Annotated in this window: 14 protein-coding genes; 10 read left to right on the top strand and 4 right to left on the bottom strand. The window is 66.1% G+C overall.

The features are described 5' to 3' along the window. Positions 1 to 15: 15 nt before the first annotated feature. Positions 16 to 2,109: a DNA topoisomerase IV subunit B gene (locus ACVMK0_RS05775; protein ID WP_476464603.1), complete on the bottom strand. Its 2,094-nt coding sequence runs from the start codon at positions 2,107 to 2,109 to the stop codon at positions 16 to 18. A gap of 87 nt (positions 2,110 to 2,196) precedes the next feature. On the opposite strand from ACVMK0_RS05775, the gene ACVMK0_RS05780 reads away from it, so the two are divergent. From ACVMK0_RS05780 to ACVMK0_RS05805, 6 genes are all read left to right on the top strand, one after another. Next, positions 2,197 to 3,441: an MFS transporter gene (locus tag ACVMK0_RS05780; protein WP_250960842.1), complete on the top strand. Its 1,245-nt coding sequence runs from the start codon at positions 2,197 to 2,199 to the stop codon at positions 3,439 to 3,441. Beyond that, positions 3,438 to 3,566 carry a hypothetical protein gene (locus ACVMK0_RS05785; protein WP_268747544.1) on the top strand — a complete coding sequence of 43 codons (129 nt, stop codon included), beginning with the start codon at positions 3,438 to 3,440 and terminating at the stop codon, positions 3,564 to 3,566. Before ACVMK0_RS05780 ends, ACVMK0_RS05785 begins: the two co-directional genes overlap by 4 nt. A gap of 211 nt (positions 3,567 to 3,777) precedes the next feature. Further along, positions 3,778 to 5,223 carry a GntP family permease gene (locus ACVMK0_RS05790; protein ID WP_045535716.1) on the top strand — a complete coding sequence of 482 codons (1,446 nt, stop codon included), beginning with the start codon at positions 3,778 to 3,780 and terminating at the stop codon, positions 5,221 to 5,223. Positions 5,224 to 5,316: 93 nt separating this feature from the next. Continuing rightward, positions 5,317 to 6,204, top strand: coding sequence for a 4-hydroxy-tetrahydrodipicolinate synthase (dapA, locus tag ACVMK0_RS05795; RefSeq protein WP_045535718.1), 888 nt, complete (start codon positions 5,317 to 5,319; stop codon positions 6,202 to 6,204). Between the two features lie 74 nt (positions 6,205 to 6,278). Then, complete coding sequence (bamC, locus tag ACVMK0_RS05800; RefSeq protein WP_476464604.1) at positions 6,279 to 7,421, top strand: outer membrane protein assembly factor BamC; 1,143 nt, start codon at positions 6,279 to 6,281, stop codon at positions 7,419 to 7,421. A gap of 97 nt (positions 7,422 to 7,518) precedes the next feature. Beyond that, complete coding sequence (locus ACVMK0_RS05805; RefSeq protein ID WP_082027257.1) at positions 7,519 to 8,883, top strand: MFS transporter; 1,365 nt, start codon at positions 7,519 to 7,521, stop codon at positions 8,881 to 8,883. Positions 8,884 to 8,951: 68 nt separating this feature from the next. On the opposite strand, the gene apbC is transcribed toward ACVMK0_RS05805, so the two are convergent. Further along, positions 8,952 to 10,046, bottom strand: coding sequence for an iron-sulfur cluster carrier protein ApbC (gene apbC, locus ACVMK0_RS05810; RefSeq protein ID WP_476464605.1), 1,095 nt, complete (start codon positions 10,044 to 10,046; stop codon positions 8,952 to 8,954). Positions 10,047 to 10,240: 194 nt separating this feature from the next. On the opposite strand from apbC, the gene metG reads away from it, so the two are divergent. Beyond that, positions 10,241 to 12,409, top strand: a complete 2,169-nt coding sequence (gene metG, locus ACVMK0_RS05815) for a methionine--tRNA ligase (RefSeq protein ID WP_476464606.1) — start codon at positions 10,241 to 10,243, stop codon at positions 12,407 to 12,409. A gap of 91 nt (positions 12,410 to 12,500) precedes the next feature. On the opposite strand, the gene ACVMK0_RS05820 is transcribed toward metG, so the two are convergent. After that, the gene (locus ACVMK0_RS05820; RefSeq protein WP_045535721.1) at positions 12,501 to 13,472 is read right to left on the bottom strand and encodes an AEC family transporter; all 972 of its coding nucleotides are present in this window, start codon (positions 13,470 to 13,472) and stop codon (positions 12,501 to 12,503) included. Positions 13,473 to 13,521: 49 nt separating this feature from the next. Beyond that, positions 13,522 to 14,115 carry a peptide-methionine (S)-S-oxide reductase MsrA gene (msrA, locus tag ACVMK0_RS05825; protein ID WP_082027258.1) on the bottom strand — a complete coding sequence of 198 codons (594 nt, stop codon included), beginning with the start codon at positions 14,113 to 14,115 and terminating at the stop codon, positions 13,522 to 13,524. 383 nt (positions 14,116 to 14,498) lie between these two features. Between msrA and ACVMK0_RS05830 the strand changes: the two genes are divergently transcribed. Genes ACVMK0_RS05830 through ACVMK0_RS05840 form a run of 3 tightly spaced genes read left to right on the top strand, consistent with a single transcriptional unit; the run spans position 14,499 to position 17,657 of the window. Further along, a complete protein-coding gene (locus ACVMK0_RS05830) occupies positions 14,499 to 16,316 on the top strand; it encodes an NAD(P)H-dependent oxidoreductase subunit E (protein ID WP_250960845.1) in 1,818 nt (605 codons plus the stop codon). Further along, positions 16,313 to 17,035, top strand: coding sequence for a 2Fe-2S iron-sulfur cluster-binding protein (locus ACVMK0_RS05835; protein ID WP_476464607.1), 723 nt, complete (start codon positions 16,313 to 16,315; stop codon positions 17,033 to 17,035). Before ACVMK0_RS05830 ends, ACVMK0_RS05835 begins: the two co-directional genes overlap by 4 nt. Continuing rightward, a complete protein-coding gene (locus ACVMK0_RS05840) occupies positions 17,019 to 17,657 on the top strand; it encodes an NADH-quinone oxidoreductase subunit B family protein (protein WP_476464608.1) in 639 nt (212 codons plus the stop codon). Before ACVMK0_RS05835 ends, ACVMK0_RS05840 begins: the two co-directional genes overlap by 17 nt. Positions 17,658 to 17,668: the final 11 nt, after the last annotated feature.

Raw genomic sequence — 17,668 nt, forward strand, 5'->3', positions numbered from 1 at the left:
CAATCAGACCATCTATCAAACGTCGATCGCCACCGCGTCGCCCCAGCGCTCGAGCAGGGCGCGCCGCGCCGCCGCCTCGCCCTTGCCCATGAGCTGCGTCATGCGCTCGGCGGTGGCGGCGGCGTCAAAGGCGCCCAGACGCACCGGCAGCAGCCGGCGCGTGTCGGGGTTGAGGGTGGTGTCCCACAGTTGCTCGGCGTTCATCTCGCCTAGGCCCTTGAAGCGGCTGATGCTGCAGCGCGCGCGCGCCACGCCGTCTTTGGCGCACTTGTCCAGAATCGCCTCGAGCTCGCCCTCGTCGAGCGCGTAGGCCTTGGTGGCCGGTTTTTTGCCGCGCGCCGGCACATCGACGCGGTACAGCGGCGGGCGCGCCACATAGACGTGGCCGGCCTCGATCAGGGCCGGGAAGTGACGCAAAAACAGCGTCAGCAGCAGCACCTGGATGTGCGAGCCATCGACGTCGGCATCGGCCAGAATGCACACCTTGCCGTAGCGCAGCCCACTGAGTACGTCTGAACCCCCACGCTCGCCCGCTGTGCGGGCTGCGCTGCCCCCCGAGGGGGCGCTCGCGGCTTGGGACGGCCCGGCACCGCTAAGCACCTTGTCCCCAGGCGACCCGTCCTGCACCCCGTGCGGATCGACGCCGATGGCGACGGCGATGTCGTGGATTTCGTTGTTGGCAAACAGGCGCTCGCGCTCGACCTCCCAAGTGTTGAGCACCTTGCCGCGCAGCGGCAGCACCGCCTGGCATTCTTTGTCGCGCCCCATCTTGGCGCTGCCGCCGGCGCTGTCGCCTTCGACCAGAAAGAGCTCGTTGCGCGCCAGGTCGCGGCTTTCGCAGTCGGTGAGCTTGCCCGGCAGCACGGCCACGCCCGAGCCCTTGCGCTTTTCCACTTTCAGACTGGCGCGCTGGCGGCTCTGGGCGGCGCGGATCACCAGTTCGGCCAGCTTGCGCCCGTGCTCCACGTGCTGGTTCAGCCACAGCTCGAGCGCCGGGCGCACGAAGGCGCTCACCAGCCGCAGCGCGTCGCGCGAGTTCAGGCGCTCCTTGATCTGGCCCTGAAACTGCGGATCGAGCACGCGCGCCGACAACACGTAGCTGGCGCGCGCAAACACGTCTTCGGGCAGCAGGCGCACGCCCTTGGGCAGCAGCGCGTGCAGCTCGATGAAGCCGCGCACCGCCTGGTAGAGCCCGTCGCGCAAGCCGCTGTCGTGGGTGCCGCCGGCGTTGGTCGGGATCAGGTTGACGTAGCTCTCGCGCAGCAGCGCCCCGTCTTCGCTGAAGGCCACCGCCCAGTCCGCGCCCTCGCCCTCGGCAAAGCTCTCGTGGCTGGCGTCGGCGCTGCCGCTGCCCTCGAACAGCGGGATCAGCGGCTCGCTGCCCAGGCTTTGCAGCAGGTAGTCGCGCAGGCCGCCTTGGTACTGCCAGTGCTGGCTCTGGCCGGTGGCTTCGTCGTGCAGGGTCACGCTCAGGCCCGGCAGCAGCACCGCCTTGCTGCGCAGCAGGTGCAGCAGCTCGGGCCGCGGCAGCACCGGGCTGTCAAAGTAGCGGCCATCGGGCCAGACGCGCACCGTGGTGCCGCTGCGCCGCTCGCCGCTGGCCAGCGGCCGCAGTTGCAGCGGCTCGAGCACCGCGCCGTCGGCAAACACCATGCGCGCTTGCTGCCCGTCGCGCTGGCTGCAAACCTCGAGCCGCCGCGCCAGCGCATTGGTCACGCTCACGCCCACCCCGTGCAGCCCGCCCGAAAAGCGGTAGGCCCCGCCCTGCCCTTTGTCAAACTTGCCGCCCGCGTGCAAGCGCGTGAACACCAGCTCCAGCACCGGCGCGTTTTCTTCCGGGTGCAGCCCATGCGGGATGCCGCGCCCGTCGTCCTCGACGCTGACCGAGCCGTCGGCGTGCAGGGTCAGGCGCAGGCTGCGGCCAAAACCGGCCAGCGCCTCGTCGGCGGCGTTGTCGATCACCTCTTGCACGATGTGCAGCGGGTGGTCGGTGCGGGTGTACATGCCAGGGCGCTGGCGCACCGGCTCCAGACCCTTGAGGACACGAATCGAGCTTTCGGCATAGGCGCCAGCCGTGGCCGGCGCGCGTGGGGCAGTGGGGGCAGGCATGGGGGCGGATTGTAGAGAGGCTGGCGCAAAACACCTTGCGGTCCTTGCCCCCTGCAAGCTGCGCAATAATTGGTTACATTTGCCCATATGACTGAACCCGCCCCCGCCATGGCCCCGCGTTTGTCGATGCTGCAAGTGCTGCTCTGTGGCGCGGCGATCGTCATGCTGTCGATGGGCATTCGGCACGGCTTTGGGCTCTGGCTGCTGCCGATCACCGCCGAGCAGGGCTGGACGCGCGAGACCTTTGCCTTTGCCATCGCCATTCAAAACCTGGCTTGGGGCGTGTTCGGCATTTTTGCCGGCATGCTGGCCGACCGCTTCGGCGCCTTCAAGGTGCTGGTGGCCGGGGCCGTGCTCTACGCGCTCGGGCTGGTGGGCATGGCGCTGGCGCAGACCTCATTCTTGTTTGTGCTCACCACCGGGCTGCTGATCGGAGCCGCGCAGGCCGGCACCACCTTTGCCGTGATCTACGGCGTGATCGGCCGCCAGGTGCCGGCCGAGCGCCGCTCGTGGGCCATGGGCGTGGCGGCGGCGGCGGGCTCGTTTGGCCAGTTTTTGCTGGTGCCGGTCGAGGGCTGGCTGATTCTGAGCTTTGGCTGGCAAGAGGCGCTGCTGATTTTGGCCGCCGTGGTGCTGTTGATCGCGCCGCTGGCTTGGGGCTTGCGCGAGCCGGTGCTGGGCGCTGGCGGTGCGCCGGTGGTGCGCGAACAAAGCATCATGCAGGCGCTGCGCGAAGCGGCGCGCTACCGCAGTTTTCAGCTGCTGATGGCGGGCTACTTCGTGTGCGGCTTTCAGGTCGTGTTCATCGGCGTGCACCTGCCCAGCTACCTCAAAGACTTTGGCCTCGCGCCCCACGTGGCCAGCTACGCGCTGGCGCTGATCGGGCTCTTCAACGTCTTTGGCACCTACATCGCCGGCGCGCTTGGGCAGCGGTTGGCCAAGCGCAAAATTCTGGCCTTCATCTATTTGGCGCGCTCAGTGGCCATCACGCTGTTTTTGCTGGCGCCGCTCACGCCCGCCAGCGTTTATCTGTTTGCCGCCGTCATGGGCCTGCTGTGGCTCTCGACCGTGCCGCCCACCAACGCGCTGGTGGCGCAGATTTTTGGCGTCGCGCACCTTTCGATGCTGGGCGGCTTCGTGTTTTTCAGCCACCAGATCGGCAGCTTTTTGGGCGTCTGGCTCGGCGGCCTGCTCTACGACCAGACCGGCAGCTACGACGTGGTCTGGCTGCTGGCCATCGGGCTGGGCGTGCTGGCGGCGGTGGTCAATTTGCCGATCAACGAGCAGCCGATCCGGCGCGGCCCGCAGCGCCTGCAAGGAGCGCCCACATGAAAACGCTGCTGCTGCGCGCGCTCATCGGATTGGCGGCCTGCGCGCTGCTGCTGTTCACCTTCAGCCTCTACACCCACCCCGACTTCATGCTCAAGCTGGCCAATCAGTTTTGGCTGTGCTTCTGATGCAGCTGTTGCTGCTGTTGCTGCTGTTGCTGCTGTTGCCGTCGCTGCCGCCGCTTCCTGCACGCCCCCAGTGGGCTTGGCGCCCCCGCCTCGCCTTTGTCATACCTGCGTCACCCGCTTCGGTTTAGAATCCGGCCACTGCGCGGTTTCGACCCGAGCGCGCTGGCCTGTTGCCGCACCCTCAGTTGCCCCCCTTTAGTGAAACCTGCCGATGTTTGATATTTTGGTCATCCTCATCACCCTAGGTCTGCTGATTTACTTGGCCTACCGGGGCATCAGCCTGCTGATCTTGGCGCCGGCGCTGGCCACCTTTGCCGTCGTCGCCACGCTCGACGGCCCGGTGCTGGCCAGCTACAGCCAGGTTTTCATGGGTTCGGCGGCGGGCTTTATCGCGCTCTACTTTCCGGTGTTTCTGCTCGGCGCCATTTTTGGCAAGTTGATGGAAGACTCGGGCAGCGCCAAGGTCATGGCCAACGCCATCATCGGCTTGCTTGGCAGCCAGCGCGCCATCTTGGCCGTGGTGCTTTCGTGCGCGGTCATGACCTATGGCGGCGTGTCGCTGTTCGTGGTGGCTTTTGCGGTCTATCCGATTGCGGCAGCGCTGTTTCGCCAAGCCAACATCCCCAAGCGCCTGATGCCGGCCACGATTGCGCTGGGTGCCTTCACCTTCACCATGACGGCGCTGCCGGGCACGCCCGCGATCCAAAACGCGATTCCGATGCCGTTTTTCGGTACCACACCCTTCGCTGCGCCGGGGCTGGGCCTGATCACCGCGCTGGTGATGTTTGTCCTCGGCATGCTGTGGCTCGAGTACCGCGCGCGCCAGCTCGCCGCCGAGGGCTACGGCGTGCACTCCGACGACCCGGCCACGCCCGACAAAGCCATGCGCGAACGCGCCGCCGGCGAGGGTTTCGATGTCATGGAGCTCACCCCCGAACGCCCCTCTGTCGGCTTGCCACCGGCTTGGGTGGCGGTGTTGCCGCTGGTGTTGGTGATCGCCATCAACCTGCTGTTCACTTTTGTTTTGATCCCGCGCATGGACACCGGTTTTCTGGCGCTGCCGCTCTACGGCGAGACCGACATCGACCAAGTGCGCGGCATCTGGTCGATCATCGCCGCCCTGACGCTGTCGATCATCGTGCTCATCGCCATCAACTGGCGCCGCCTGCCCAAGCTCACGCTCAGCATGGACTGTGGCGCCAACGCTGCGCTGCTGCCGATCTTCAACACCGCCAGCTTGGTCGGCTTTGGCGCCGTGATCGCCTCGCTCGCCGCCTTTGTCCTGATCCGCGACTCGGTGGTGATGCTGGGCGGCGACAACCCCTTGATTTCGCTGGCTATTGCCGTCAACATTTTGGCCGGCATGACCGGTTCGGCCTCGGGCGGCATGAGCATTGCGCTGTCCACCTTGGGCGACACCTACCTGGCCATGGCGCAGGCGCACGGCATCAGCCCCGAGCTGCTGCACCGCGTCACCGCCGTGGCCACCGGCGGGCTCGATTCCTTGCCGCACAACGGCGCCGTGATCACCTTATTGGCCATCTGCGGCCTCACGCACCGGCAGGCCTACCCCGACCTAGCCATGACTGCCATGGCCGTGCCCTTGGTGGCGCTGGTGGTGCTGATCACGCTGGGCACGGTGTTTGGCAGTTTTTGAGTTTGGGGCGCACCGCCGCGGGTTTGCACCGGCAATGCGCGCGGCTGGGTAGAATGCGCGCTTGACCCACCGCTTTTGCACCCCACACCGCATATGACGACACCGATCACTGGCAGCATCGTGGCCTTGGTCACCCCCATGCACCCCGATGGCAGCGTGGACTATCCGGCTTTGCGCCGCCTGATCGACTGGCACATCGCCGAGGGCACCGACTGCATCGGCGTGGTCGGCACCACCGGCGAATCGCCCACCGTGAGCGTGCAAGAGCACTGCGAGATCATCCGCGTGGCGGTCGAACAGGCCGCTGGCCGGCGCCCGGTGCTGGCCGGCTGCGGCGCCAACTCCACCGCCGAAGCAATTGCGCTGGCGCGCTACGCGCGCGAGGTCGGGGCCGACTACCAGCTGCAAGTCGTGCCCTACTACAACAAACCGACCCAAGAAGGCCAGTACCAGCACTTCAAGGCCATCGCCGAAGCCTGCGGCGAGCTGCCCATCATGCTCTACAACGTGCCCGGGCGCACGGTGGCCGACCTGCAACCCGAAACCGCGCTGCGGCTGGCTGAACTGCCGGGTATTTTTGGCATCAAGGAGGCCAGCGGCAACATCGAGCGCGCCCAATGGCTGATCCGCCAAGCGCCGACCGGCTTTGGCATCTATTCGGGCGACGACGCCACCGCCGTGGCCCTGATGCTGTGCGGCGGCCACGGCAACGTGAGCGTGACCGCGAACGTGGCCCCGCGCCTCATGCACGAGCTCTGCGCCGCCGCCTGCGCCGGTGACGTGGCGCGCGCCATGGCATTGCAGATGCAGCTGCTGCCGCTGCACAAACAGTTGTTCATCGAACCGAACCCGATCCCGGTCAAGTGGGCGCTCGAGCGCCTCGGGCGCTGTGGCGCCACCCTGCGCCTGCCGCTCACCCCCCTCACCCCCGCCAGCCAGAGCGTGGTCGAACAAGCCCTGCACGAAGCCGGCTTGCTGTAAGCTCAAGCCCTTCACGCGCGCCCCACTCTGCCCCGACCCGCCCCGAACCCGACCGCCCGCACCAGACACCCGCCATGAATCCGATCGCCCAGACCCCACGCCGCCGCCCCGCCCTTGCCACCACGGCCCTGACCGGCAGCGCCTTGGTCATCACGGCGCTGCTGGCCAGCGGCTGCTCGGTGCTGCAAGAAGACCGCATCGACTACCGCAGCGCCCGCCCGGCCGCCACCCTCGAGGTGCCACCCGACCTGACGCAGTTGCAGCGCGATAGCCGCTTTGTGGCCCCCGGCACCACCGCCGTGACGGCGGCTGGTTTTCAGCTCCCGCAACCCGGGGCCGCAGCCCTACCCACGGCGACGGTGCAAGTGGGCGACGTGCGCATCGAGCGCGCTGGCGACCAGCGCTGGCTGGTGGTCAACCGCCCCCCCGAGCAGCTCTGGAGCCCGATCCGCGATTTTTGGCAGGCCAACGGCTTCCTCCTCACCCTCGATCAGCAACAACTGGGTCTGATGGAAACCGACTGGGCCGAAAACCGCGCCCAGATCCCACAAGACATCATCCGCGCCACCCTCGGGCGCCTGTTCGACACCCTGTACTCCACCGGCGAGCGCGACCGCTTTCGCACCCGGCTCGAGCGCCGCGCCGATGGCGGCACCGAAATCTTCATCAGCCACCGCGGCATGATCGAAGTCTTCAACGAGCGCCGCGACAGCACCCTGTGGCAGCCGCGCCCCACCAACCACGAACTCGAAGCCGAATTTTTGCGCCGGCTCATGGTGCAACTGGGCGTGACACAGGAGCAGGCGCAGGCCCTAGTGGCCGCCGCCACCCCGGCGCAACCGCTGTCGCGCATCGAAACGGTCAACAACCTGCCGGTGCTGCAACTCGACGAAGGCTTCGACCGCGCTTGGCGCCGCGTCGGGCTGGCGCTCGACCGCACCGGCTTCACGGTCGAAGACCGCGACCGCGCCCAAGGCCTGTACTTTGTGCGCTTCGTGGCCCCCGATGCCACCCCCGCGCGCGCCGAACCGGGCTTCTTTGGCCGCCTCTTGGGTGGCGCGCGGGCGCAGGCAGCGGCGGCGCCGGAGCGCTACCGCATCGTGGTGCGCAGCACCGACAACCGCAGCACGGTCTCGGTGCTCGACGCCGCCGGCCAGCCCGCCCCGGCGGCGGTGGCGCAGCGCATCGTGCAAGTGCTGGCCGCCGACCTGCGTTAAGCGAGCGCCCCATACTTCGTCCACCCGGCCCGCTGCGGGTCGGCCACAGCCGGGGCGGCCCTCATAGCTGCGGCACCCCCGGCCCAAGCGCTCGAGCATGACACCCAGCCCGCTTCCAGACGCTGCAGACGCACCCACCGGCTACGACCCCGGCCCGCGCTGGAAACTGCGCTACTGGTCGATTTTTTTGGGTCAGGCGGTGTCGCTGATCGGCTCGGCCATGACGCAGTTCGTGCTGCTGTGGTGGATCACCGACACCACCGGCAGCGTCTCGATGCTGGCCATCGCCGGCATCTTGGCCCTGCTGCCCTACGCGCTGCTCAGCCCCATCGGCGGCGTGCTGGCGGACCGCTACAACCGGCGCCTGCTGATGATCGCCGCCGACACCCTGGGCGCGCTGTGCATGGTGCTGCTGATCGTGCTGTTCCTGACCGGTCGCATCGAAATCTGGCACGTGTTTGTCATGGTCTTCATCCGCGGCTCGCTGCAAGCGATCCAGTACCCGGCGGCGGTGGCCAGCTTGGCCAATCTGGTGCCCACGCATTTTCTGCCACGCGCCATCGGCCTCAACCAAAGCCTGACCGGCATCATGACCGTGGCCGCAGCACCCTTGGGCGCTTTTGCCATCAGCATCCTGCCCATCGGTTGGGCCTTGAGCATCGACGTCTTCACCGCCTTTTTGGGCATCATCCCGCTGCTGCTGTTCACCATCCCGCAGCCGCAGCGACCCAAACAGCGCGTACACGGTTTTTTTGACACCCTGCGGCGCGATTTCGTCGAGGGCTTCAGGGCCGTGTGGTCGGTGCCGGGGCTGCGTAAACTGTACGCCCTGCTGGCCTGCGTGGTGATGGTGGTGATGCCCTCGTTTACATTGGTGATGCTGCTGATCCGCAACCACTTTGGTGGCGGCCCGGCCGAGGTGGCACTCATGGAAGGCTTGGCCGGGCTGGCGATGATCGTGGCCGGGCTGGTGGTGGCCGCGATTGCGCCCAAGCGCCACATCCGCTGGGTGATCGCCGGTTTTGCCCTGTCGTGCTTCATGCTGGCCGCCACGGCCTTGCCCGAGCGCGACTGGTTTGTGCTGGCCGTCGTGGCTTGGACGCTGAGCGGGTTTTTCTACATCATCGGCAACGCGCCGCTCTCGACGCTGCTCTTGACCACGATCCCGAATCACCTGCAGGGCCGGGCGCTGTCGCTCATGACCACGGTGGTGGCGCTGGCGGCCCCGATCGGGCTGGCGCTGGCGGCGCCGGTGGGCGAGCTGCTGGGCATCCGCGGCCTGTTCATCTTCATGGGCGTGACGGGCGGCTGCCTGGTGCTGCTCGGGCTGCTGTCGCGCGACATCCGGCGCCTGGACGTGACGCGGGTGCACAGCGCCGGGCCGCAAAGGCAAAAGCCAAAAACCGAGGCTACACCGGCCTCAGATGCCAAGCCCGACCGGCCCGACAGATCCGATTCTTAAGGGGGATGGGGGATGGGGGCTGGGGCTCTGTGCACTGCCCAGCCGCCCCTGCCCATGCGGCAGGCCTATCAGGCGCCAGCAACCACCTTGAGCGCGCCCAGCTTGCTCGAGTAGTCGCGCCCAAGCAAGCTCAGCGCCGCCGCCGTGCGCAACGCCAAGCGCCGGTACTGCGCCGCCAGTTCGCCCTCGGGCGCGGCCACCACGATCGGTTCGCCGCGGTCGGCTTGCTCGCGGATGGCCAGCGCCAGCGGCAGGGTGCCCAAGCACGGCAGGCCCAGTTCGGCCGCCAAGCGCTGCCCACCCTCGAGGCCAAACACCGCTTCGGCGTGGCCGCAGCGGCTGCACACGTGCATCGCCATGTTCTCGACCAGCCCCAGAATCGGCACCCCGACCTTCTCAAACATGCGGATGCCCTTGCGCGCGTCTTGCAGGGCCACGTCTTGGGGCGTGGTAACGATCAGCGCCGCCGTCAGCGGCACCCGCTGCGCCATGGTCAGGTGGATGTCGCCGGTGCCGGGCGGCAGATCGACGATCAGGTAATCCAGCGCCTGCCAGTTCGACTGGCGCAGCAGCTGCTCCAGCGCCTGCGTAGCCATCGGGCCGCGCCAGATCATGGCGTCGTCGGGCTTGATCAAAAACCCGATCGACATCACCTGCATCCCGTGCCGGCTCAGGGGCTCCATGGTTTTGCCATCCAAACTCTCGGGGCTTTGGCCCTGCAAACCGAGCATGGTGGGCACGCTGGGGCCGTAAATGTCGGCATCGAGCACGCCCACCCGGGCCCCTTCGGCCGCCAGCGCCAGCGCCAGATTCACCGCCGTGGTGCTCTTGCCCACGCCGCCCTTGCCCGAGGCCACGGCGACGATGTTTTTCACCTGCTCGAGCACCGGCACGCTGCGCGTCACCTGATGGGCCACGATGCGCGTGTGCCACTGCACCCGCACCTTGCCCACCCCCGGCACCGTTTGCGCGGCCGCGGTGAGGGCCTGCGTCAGCTCGGGCCACAGGCTCTGTGCCGGGTAGCCCAGATCGACCTCAAACGATACCTCGGCGCCGGCTGTGTGCAGGTTTTTGAGCGCTTTGGTCGAGACAAAATCGCGCCCGGTCAGCGGGTCGATCACGGTTTGCAGCGCTTGCAGCAGCGCTTGGGTTTCGATAGCCATATTGCACAGTCCAAGTAAAGCCTAACAGCGGCATCGAGTCTAATGCGATCGCGCCCTGTGGCAGCGCTGCGGCGCCCTATAACCGCAGCGGCCCACGTGCATCGAGTGGCTGTGGCGCAGATGCACGGGCAAGATGCATGGCCAACGGTTGCGGCCGTTAAAATCAACTGCTTGCCCGCCTACTGCCTTGCCCCATGACCCAGCGCCGCTTCTTCGTCACCACCGCCTTGCCCTACGCCAACGGCGCCTTCCACATCGGCCACATCATGGAGTACATCCAGGCCGACATCTGGGTGCGCTCGCAGCGCCTGCACGGGCACGAGGTGCACTTCGTCTGCGCCGACGACGCCCACGGCGCGCCGATCATGATTGCCGCCGAAAAAGCCGGCCAGACGCCGCCGCAGTTCGTCGCCGCCATCGCCGCTGGGCGCGCGCCCTACCTCGAGGGCTTTCACATCCGCTTCGACCACTGGCACAGCACCGACGCCCCCGAAAACCACGAACTGGCGCAGCGCATCTACCTCGACCTCAAGGCCGCCGGGCTGATCGAGAGCCGCACCATCGAACAGTTTTTCGACCCCGAGAAAAACATGTTCCTGCCCGACCGCTACATCAAGGGCATCTGCCCCAAGTGCGGCGCGCCCGACCAGTACGGCGACAACTGCGAAGCCTGCGGTGCCGTCTATACCCCGACCGAGCTGCGCGCGCCTTACTCGGCGCTGTCGGGGGCCACGCCGCTGCTGCGCCAGTCGGAGCACTTCTTTTTCAAGCTCTCCGACCCGCGCTGTCTCGAATTCCTCGACCAATGGACCAACACCCCCGGGCGCCTGCAGCCCGAGGTGCTGAATAAAATCAGCGAATGGCTCGCCCCCGGCGACGACGGCCAAGCCAAAATGGGCGACTGGGACATCAGCCGCGACGCGCCCTACTTCGGCATCCAGATCCCGGACGCACCGGGCAAGTACTTCTACGTCTGGCTCGACGCCCCGGTGGGCTACTTGGCCAGCCTCAAGCACCATTTCGACCGCGGCCAAGCGGCCGCGCACTGGCACCCGGCCTCGCGCACGGCGCAGAGCTTTGAGCAGTTTCTGGCCGACCCGGCGGTCGAGCAGGTGCACTTCATCGGCAAAGACATCATCACCTTCCACAGCCTGTTCTGGCCGGCGATGCTGCATTTTTCGGGCCGCAAAGTGCCCAGCGCGATTTACGTGCACGGCTTTCTGACCCTCAACAGCGGCGAGAAGATGAGCAAGAGCCGCGGAACCGGGCTCGATCCGCTCAAATACCTGCAACTCGGCCTCAACCCCGAGTGGCTGCGCTACTACTTGGCGGCCAAGCTGAGCAGCCGCAACGAAGACGTGGACTTCAACCCGCAAGACTTCGTCGCCCGCGTCAACTCCGACTTGGTCGGCAAATACATCAATATCGCCTCGCGCGCCGCCGGTTTTCTGGCCCAGCGCTTCGACGGCCGCTTGGGGCCCTTGGCCCCCGATGGCGAAGCCCTGCTCGACGGCCTGCAGCGCGCCGTGCCGGCCGTCGCCGAGCTGCTGGCCGAGCGCGAGTACGGCAAAGCCATCCGCGAAACCATGGCGCTGGCCGACCGCGTGAACGAATACGTCGATCAAAACAAGCCCTGGGAACTGGCCCGCCAGCCCGACTGCGCGCCGCGGCTGCAAGACGTGTGCAGCACCTGCATCGAGTGCTTCCGCGTGCTGACGGCGCTGCTCAAGCCGGTGCTACCGGTGCTGGCCGCGCAGGTGGAAGCCTTTTTGCGCTGCGCGCCGCTCGACTGGGCCAACGCCGCCACGGCCTTGGGCCCCGGCCACACCATCGGCGCCTACCAGCACCTGATGCAGCGCGTGGACGCCAAGCGGTTACAGGAATTGTTTGAGCCCAGCACGCCAGCGGCGTCTGCTGCCTCGGCGGCGCCAGCAGCCAAAACCAGCCACGCCGCCACGCCCCACGCCCCCCCAACCGAGCGCAACCCCCACGCCCCGCTGCCCGGCGGCGAGTCCATCGCCCCGCCGATCGGCATCGATGACTTCGCCAAAGTCGATCTGCGCATCGCGCGCATCGTCGCTTGCGAGGCCGTGAGCGGCTCGACCAAGCTGCTGCGCCTGACCCTAGACGCCGGCGAGGGCCGCATGCGCAACGTCTTTTCGGGCATCGCCAGCGCCTACCAGCCCGAACAACTGGTGGGCCAGCTCACCGTGCTGGTGGCCAACCTGGCGCCGCGCAAGATGAAATTCGGCGTCAGCGAAGGCATGGTGCTCTCGGCCGCGCACGCCGACCCCGAAGCCCGCCCCGGCCTGTACCTGCTGCAAGCCTGGCCGGGCGCCGAGCCGGGGATGCGGGTGGGCTAACCCACCGGGGGCGCTGCCCAAAGCCCGCCGCGCTGGGCGCAAGGCTGAGTCTGCAGCCACTCTTTGCACCCCATTTTGCACCCCATCTCACTCAAACCCCCACCAGCCACGACAGCAGCAGCATCCAGCCGCTTAAAGTGAGCAGCGCCAGCAGGGTCGAGACGCCCATGGCCGCCGTGGTCAGGTCTTGCACCACCTGGTAGCGCTGGGCAAACAAAAACACATTGGCCCCGGTCGGCAAGCCGGCAGCCACCACCAGCACCACCAGCGCCAAGCCGTCGATGCCCAAAGCCCAAGCGCTGGCCCCCACCATCATGGGCAGCAGCAGGTTTTTGCTCGCTGCCAGCAGCAGCGCCGGGCCCCAGTGGCCGCGCAAGCTCAAGCCCGCCAGACTCACTCCCACCAGCACCAGCGCCAGCGGGCCAAAGGCGCTGCCCAGCAGCTGCAGCGGCAGCTGCACCACCCCGGGCAGCACCCAGCCGGTCTGGGCAAACAGCAGGCCGCAGAGGATGGGCAGCGGCACTGGATGGATGAGCGCGCTTTTCATGGCCGACAGGGCAATTCGGGCGACGCGCTGCAGCGTCAAGGGCGCAGCGTGCTGCTCCCGCTCCTCGCGCGCCTGCGCCAGTTCGAGCATGATCGTTGCCGCCGTGAGCAACACCAGCGAATGCACCGAGATCAGCGTCAGCAGCGTCACCAGCCCGGCTTGCCCATAAGCCAGTTTGACCAGCGTGATGCCGATCATCACCAGATTGCTGAAGGTGCCCGCCAAAGCCAGCACCACGCTGCGGCAGCTCAAACCCCGCAGCAGCACGCTGAGGCCAAACAGCACCCCTACGGCCAAAAAATAAGCCCCCACCGGGCGCAGGTCGAGCTCGTCGATCTGCACCGTGCTCATGGTGTGAAACAGCAGCGCGGGACCGAGCACCAGAAACACGAGGTTCGACAAATCAGGCACCGACTCGGTGCGCATCCAGCGCATCTGCCCAGCCAAGTAGCCGACCGCGATCAGCAGAAAAACCGGCGTCAGCGACAAAAAAACGGGGTGGTCGGTCAAGCTCACGACCGCAGTGTAGCCCGCGCTTTAGGCACAGCCTGCATCCCGCGGCCTCTTAGCGCAGCCACTGGGCAAACTGCTGGCGCACGTGGCGCAGCTTGGGTGCGGCCACCGCTAGGCAGTAGCCGTTGTGCGGATGGCGAGCAAAAAAGCGCTGGTGCTCGGCTTCGGCGGCATCAAAGCGCTGCAGCGGCGCGAGCTCGGTCACGATTGGCACGCCAAAGGCGTCGGCGGCTTGTAACTCGTCGATCAGCTGCCGCGCCACCCGCTCTTGTTCGGGCTCGGTACTGTAGATTGCGCTGCGGTACTGGCTACCCACATCGGCCCCCTGGCGGTTGAGGGTGGTCGGGTCGTGGGTGGCAAAAAAGATTTCCAGCAAGGTGCGCAGCCCCACTTGCGCCGGGTCAAACACCAAGCGGACGGCCTCGGCGTGGCCGCTGCGGCCGCTGCACACCTGCTCGTAAGTGGGCTGGGGCCAATGGCCGTTGGCGTAGCCAGACTCGACCTCGAGCACGCCACGCACGGGCTCAAACACCGCCTCGGTGCACCAGAAACAGCCGCCGGCCAGCACAAGGGTGCGCGCAGCGCCCGGCTGCGCGCTTGAACGCTCGCTTGCGTCTAAAAATGGAGGGGCAGATGTTGCAGTCATTTGATCAAGCTCAAACCCTTGCGGGCCGACGCAGTAAAGAATGGCTTGGTTGGCCCGGTTTGCTCGCGCTCGCTGGGTCGCAGATTTTGCGAAGTTGTTTCGAAGGTTATACCCACACCCTCCCGATCAGCAAAGCGGAAAGTTGATTTCCACATGAGCCACCGATGTATCTTTAGTCTGCTATTACAGACCAGGAAAATTATTGCCAATCAATGAGTTGACAAACACACTAGGGGTAAACACTGGCTGCACCCAAACTGGCCCCCTTGTTGCAAGAGTTTGGGTGTAGTCACAGCCGCAGACCCGATGTGACCCGCTGGTTTCAGGGCCCGCCAGCCGATGCACGCACCGCCACCGCCCACCTCAAAACAGAAAGGAATTCTATGGAGCAAGCCATTCAATCGATGCTCGCGCGTTACGGCAACGACCGCACGCGCCTGCTCGACATGCTGTGGGAGTTGCAGTGGCAACACGGCCACATCCCTTCTGCGGCCCTGCCACCGCTGGCGGCTGGCCTGAACCTGTCGGTGCCCGATGTGGTCGAGACGGCCTCGTTCTACCACCTGTTCCGGCTCGAGCCCATGGGCAAGCACTGCATCTACCTATGCAATTCGGTGCTGGCCAAGCTCAATGGTTACGACGCAGTGCGCGAGGCGCTAGAGCGCGAAACCGGGGCCCACTTTGGTGTGCCCAACCCCGATGGCCTGTTCGGGCTGTTCGAGACACCTTGCATCGGCCTGAGCGACCAAGAGCCGGCCATGATGATCGACAAAGTCGTGTTCACGCGCCTGTCACCCGGCAAAATCGCCGACATCGTGGCGCAACTCAAGCAAGGCAAAACGCCGGAGCAGATCGCCAACCCGGCCGGCCTCGCCACCGACTCATTGGCCTACGTGGAGTCGATGGTCGAGTCCAACGTGCGCACGCAGCGCCCGATTTTTTTCCGCGGCAAGCTCGACCTGGCTACTGCGTTGGAGCAAATGCTATCCAGCGAGCCCAGCCAAGTGATCGACTCGGTGGTGTCGTCGAAGCTGCGCGGGCGCGGTGGTGCCGGGTTTTCTACCGGCCTCAAATGGCGCCTGTGCCGCGACGCGTGGGGCGACCAAAAAACCGTGATCTGCAACGCCGATGAAGCCGAGCCCGGCACCTTCAAAGACCGCGTGCTGCTTACGCGCGCGCCCAAGCAGGTGTTTTTTGGCATGGTGGCGGCCGCCTACGGCATCGGGGCCAGCAACGGCATCCTGTATCTGCGCGGCGAATACTACTACCTCAAAGACTACCTCGAGGCGCAGTTGCAACAGATGCGCGAGCAGGGCTTGCTGGGGCGCAGCATCGGCGGCAAAGCCGGGTTCGACTTCGACATCCGCATCCAGATGGGCGCCGGCGCCTACATCTGCGGTGAAGAAACGGCGCTGATCGAATCCTGCGAAGGCAAGCGCGGCACGCCGCGCCTCAAGCCCCCCTACCCGATCCAAAAAGGCTATCTGGGCCAGCCCACCAGCGTAAACAACGTTGAAACCTTTGCCTGCGTCAGCCACATCGTGGTCGAAGGGCCGGCTTGGTTTCGCGGCTTTGGCACCGCCGAATCCACCGGCACGCGGCTGCTCAGCGTATCGGGCGACTGCAGCAAGCCCGGCATCTATGAGGTCGAATGGGGCACCACGGTCAACCAAGTGTTGCGCATGGTCGGCGCTTACGGTGCCATGGCGGTGCAGATCAGCGGCCCATCGGGCGACTGCGTGTCGGCCGAGAAAGACGGCGAGCGCGTGCTCGGTTACGAAGATCTGTCGTGCAACGGCGCCTTCACCATCTTCAACAAGACCCGCGACCTGCTTTGGATCGTGCGCGAGCACATGCAGTTTTTTGTTGATGAATCGTGCGGCATCTGCGTGCCGTGCCGCGTGGGCAACGTTGATCTGGTGCACAAGGTGGACTTGGTGCGCGCCGGCCGCGCCTGTCAACAAGACCTCAACGAGGTGGTGCAGTGGGGCACGATGGTGCGCAAGACCAGCCGCTGCGGCCTTGGTGGCACATCGCCCAAACCCATCCTGACCACGCTCGAGCGTTTCCCCGAAATCTATCAAGCCAAGCTGGTGCAGCCCAAGGGGCCGCTGCTGCCCTCGTTTGACCTCGAAGCCGCTCTGGCCGCCTACCCGCGCAGCCAACCCACAGCCCAAACCGCCACGGAGACCACGGCATGAAAGTCGAAATCACCATCGATGGCCAGTCGGTGCAGACCGAGCTGGGCCGCACCCTCATCGATGTGGCCGCCGAAGTCGGGGTTTACATACCCTCGCTGTGCTACGTGCAGGGCAAAGAATGCTTGGGCACCTGTCGGGTCTGCTCGGTCAAGGTCAACGGTGCCGTCAACGCCGCTTGCTCGGTGCGTGTGGCCAACGGCATGGAAGTCGAAGTCAACGACCCGACCATGGTGGACATGCGCAAAGCGTTGGTCGAGTTCTTGTTCGTCGAGGGCAACCACAACTGCCCGAGCTGCGAGAAAAGCGGGCGCTGCCAGCTGCAAGCCGCCGGCTACGAGACCGACATGATGGTCTCGCGCTTCCCCTACCGCTTCCCGGTGCGCGACAACAGCCCAGGCAGCGAGAAAATCTGGCTCGAGCGCGACCGCTGCATCTTCTGCCAGCGCTGTGTCGAGTTCGTGCGTGACCAAGAAACCGGCCAAAAAATCTTCAGCATCAGCGGCCGCGGCGGTACCGCGCGCATCGAGATGGATGTGGAATTGGCCAACCGCATGAGCGACGAGCAGGTGCGCGAAGCGGTCGATCTGTGCCCGGTCGGCACCATTTTGCAAAAACGCGTCGGCCACGATGTGCCCATTGGGCAGCGCAAGTACGAAGTTCAAACGCTGCGCGCTCGCAGCCTCAACGTTCCAGGAGCCAAACATGAGCCACGCAGCTGAAGCCCTTGCCGGGCAAGAGTTCGCCCACGACCTGCCCACCACCCCCTTCGACCCCGCTCTGGCCGCTGGCCGCGCCGGCAAAATCAAGGTTGCCACCATCGGCCTGTGCGGCTGCTGGGGCTGCACCCTGTCGCTGCTCGACCTTGACGAGCGTCTGCTGCCGCTGATGAGCAAGATCACCCTCTTGCGCTCGTCCATCACCGACATCAAGCGCATCAACGAGCGCTGCGTGGTCGGTTTCGTCGAAGGCGGCGTGGCCAACGAGGAAAACATCGAAACCCTCGAGCACTTCCGTGAAAACTGCGATGTGCTGATTTCGGTCGGCGCTTGCGCCGTCTGGGGCGGCGTGCCGGCCATGCGCAACGTCGTGCCGCTGTCTGAGTGCCTCGACTTGGCGTATGTGAACTCACTCACGAGTGTGCCCGGTGTGCGTCCCACCATCCCCCTGCACCCCGACATTCCGCGCATCACGACCAAGGTCTATCCGTGCCATGAAGTGGTCAAAATGGACTACTTCATCCCCGGTTGCCCACCCGATGGCGATGCCATCTACAAGGTCCTTGACGACCTCGTGCATGGCCGACCGTTCGACCTGCCGATCTCGATCAACCGCTACGACTGACACGCACAAAG

The organism is Serpentinimonas sp. SSL01 (assembly GCF_056323735.1).